At 54.7% G+C, this 2,965-nt stretch carries 1 rRNA gene; it reads left to right on the top strand.

Features of this window, described 5'->3' with window-relative positions:
• Positions 1 to 31 precede the first annotated feature (31 nt).
• Positions 32 to 2,935: ribosomal RNA gene (locus D7S44_RS11965) — 23S ribosomal RNA — on the top strand.
• The last annotated feature ends 30 nt before the right edge of the window (positions 2,936 to 2,965 follow it).

The following is a 2,965-nucleotide window of genomic DNA, read 5'->3' as shown; positions in this document are numbered from 1 at the left end:
CCGCACGTCGCAAGACGCCTGTGGGTTGTGAGGTTAAGCGACTAAGCGTACACGGTGGATGCCCTGGCAGTCAGAGGCGATGAAGGACGTGCTAATCTGCGAAAAGCGCCGGCAAGGTGATATGAACCGCTACAGCCGGCGATGTCCGAATGGGGAAACCCAGTGTGACTCGTCACACTATCATGTCATGAATACATAGTGGCATGAGGCGAACCGGGGGAACTGAAACATCTAAGTACCCCGAGGAAAAGAAATCAACCGAGATTCCCCCAGTAGCGGCGAGCGAACGGGGAGCAGCCCAGAGCCTGAATCAGCTTGTGCACTAGTGGAAGCGTCTGGAAAGTCGCAGGGTACAGGGTGATACTCCCGTACACGAAAGTGCACATGCTGTGAGCTCGATGAGTAGGGCGGGACACGTGGTATCCTGTCTGAATATGGGGGGACCATCCTCCAAGGCTAAATACTCCTGACTGACCGATAGTGAACCAGTACCGTGAGGGAAAGGCGAAAAGAACCCCGGCGAGGGGAGTGAAACAGAACCTGAAACCGTGTACGTACAAGCAGTGGGAGCCTCTTTTATGGGGTGACTGCGTACCTTTTGTATAATGGGTCAGCGACTTATATTCTGTAGCAAGGTTAACCGTATAGGGGAGCCGCAGGGAAACCGAGTCTTAACTGGGCGTTAAGTTGCAGGGTATAGACCCGAAACCCGGTGATCTAGCCATGGGCAGGTTGAAGGTTGGGTAACACTAACTGGAGGACCGAACCGACTAATGTTGAAAAATTAGCGGATGACCTGTGGCTGGGGGTGAAAGGCCAATCAAACCGGGAGATAGCTGGTTCTCCCCGAAAGCTATTTAGGTAGCGCCTCGTGAACTCATCTTCGGGGGTAGAGCACTGTTTCGGCTAGGGGGCCATCCCGGCTTACCAACCCGATGCAAACTGCGAATACCGAAGAATGTTATCACGGGAGACACACGGCGGGTGCTAACGTCCGTCGTGAAGAGGGAAACAACCCAGACCGCCAGCTAAGGTCCCAAAGTCATGGTTAAGTGGGAAACGATGTGGGAAGGCCCAGACAGCCAGGATGTTGGCTTAGAAGCAGCCATCATTTAAAGAAAGCGTAATAGCTCACTGGTCGAGTCGGCCTGCGCGGAAGATGTAACGGGGCTAAACCATGCACCGAAGCTGCGGCAGCAGTAGCGATACTGTTGGGTAGGGGAGCGTTCTGTAAGCCGTTGAAGGTGGCCTGTGAGGGCTGCTGGAGGTATCAGAAGTGCGAATGCTGACATAAGTAACGATAAAGCGGGTGAAAAGCCCGCTCGCCGGAAGACCAAGGGTTCCTGTCCAACGTTAATCGGGGCAGGGTGAGTCGACCCCTAAGGCGAGGCCGAAAGGCGTAGTCGATGGGAAACAGGTTAATATTCCTGTACTTGGTGTTGCTGCGAAGGGGGGACGGAGAAGGCTATGTTGGCCGGGCGACGGTTGTCCCGGTTTAAGCGTGTAGGCTGACTATCCAGGCAAATCCGGATGGTCAAGGCTGAGGCGTGACGACGAGGCACTACGGTGCTGAAGCAACAAATGCCCTGCTTCCAGGAAAAGCCTCTAAGCATCAGGCAACACGAAATCGTACCCCAAACCGACACAGGTGGTCAGGTAGAGAATACCAAGGCGCTTGAGAGAACTCGGGTGAAGGAACTAGGCAAAATGGTGCCGTAACTTCGGGAGAAGGCACGCTGGCGCGTAGGTGAAGGGACTTGCTCCCGGAGCCGAGGCCAGTCGAAGATACCAGCTGGCTGCAACTGTTTATTAAAAACACAGCACTGTGCAAACACGAAAGTGGACGTATACGGTGTGACGCCTGCCCGGTGCCGGAAGGTTAATTGATGGGGTTATCCGTAAGGAGAAGCTCTTGATCGAAGCCCCGGTAAACGGCGGCCGTAACTATAACGGTCCTAAGGTAGCGAAATTCCTTGTCGGGTAAGTTCCGACCTGCACGAATGGCGTAATGATGGCCAGGCTGTCTCCACCCGAGACTCAGTGAAATTGAAATCGCTGTGAAGATGCAGTGTACCCGCGGCAAGACGGAAAGACCCCGTGAACCTTTACTACAGCTTGACACTGAACACTGGTCCTTGATGTGTAGGATAGGTGGGAGGCTTTGAAGCGTGGACGCCAGTCTGCGTGGAGCCATCCTTGAAATACCACCCTTTAATGGCTGGTGTTCTAACGTAGGCCCGTTACCCGGGCTGCGGACAGTGTCTGGTGGGTAGTTTGACTGGGGCGGTCTCCTCCCAAAGCGTAACGGAGGAGCACGAAGGTTGGCTAATCCTGGTCGGACATCAGGAGGTTAGTGCAATGGCATAAGCCAGCTTGACTGCGAGAGTGACGGCTCGAGCAGGTGCGAAAGCAGGTCATAGTGATCCGGTGGTTCTGAATGGAAGGGCCATCGCTCAACGGATAAAAGGTACTCCGGGGATAACAGGCTGATACCGCCCAAGAGTTCATATCGACGGCGGTGTTTGGCACCTCGATGTCGGCTCATCACATCCTGGGGCTGAAGTAGGTCCCAAGGGTACGGCTGTTCGCCGTTTAAAGTGGTACGCGAGCTGGGTTTAGAACGTCGTGAGACAGTTCGGTCCCTATCTGCCGTGGGCGCTGGAAAACTGAGGGGGGTTGCTCCTAGTACGAGAGGACCGGAGTGAACGCACCGCTGGTGTTCGGGTTGTCATGCCAATGGCACTGCCCGGTAGCTAAGTGCGGAAGAGATAAGTGCTGAAAGCATCTAAGCACGAAACTTGCCCCGAGATGAGTTTTCCCTGAGCACTTGATGCTCCTGAAGGGACGTTGAAGACGACGACGTTGATAGGCCGGGTGTGTAAGCGCAGCGATGCGTTGAGCTAACCGGTACTAATGACCCGTGAGGCTTAACCTTACAACGCCAGAGGCGTTTTGTGAGACGCGA

This window comes from Pantoea piersonii (assembly GCF_003612015.1).
In the GTDB taxonomy this organism is placed as follows: domain Bacteria; phylum Pseudomonadota; class Gammaproteobacteria; order Enterobacterales; family Enterobacteriaceae; genus Pantoea; species Pantoea piersonii.
Note: the sequence above shows the minus strand (reverse complement) of the source record. Positions and strands in the feature narration are given on the sequence as shown.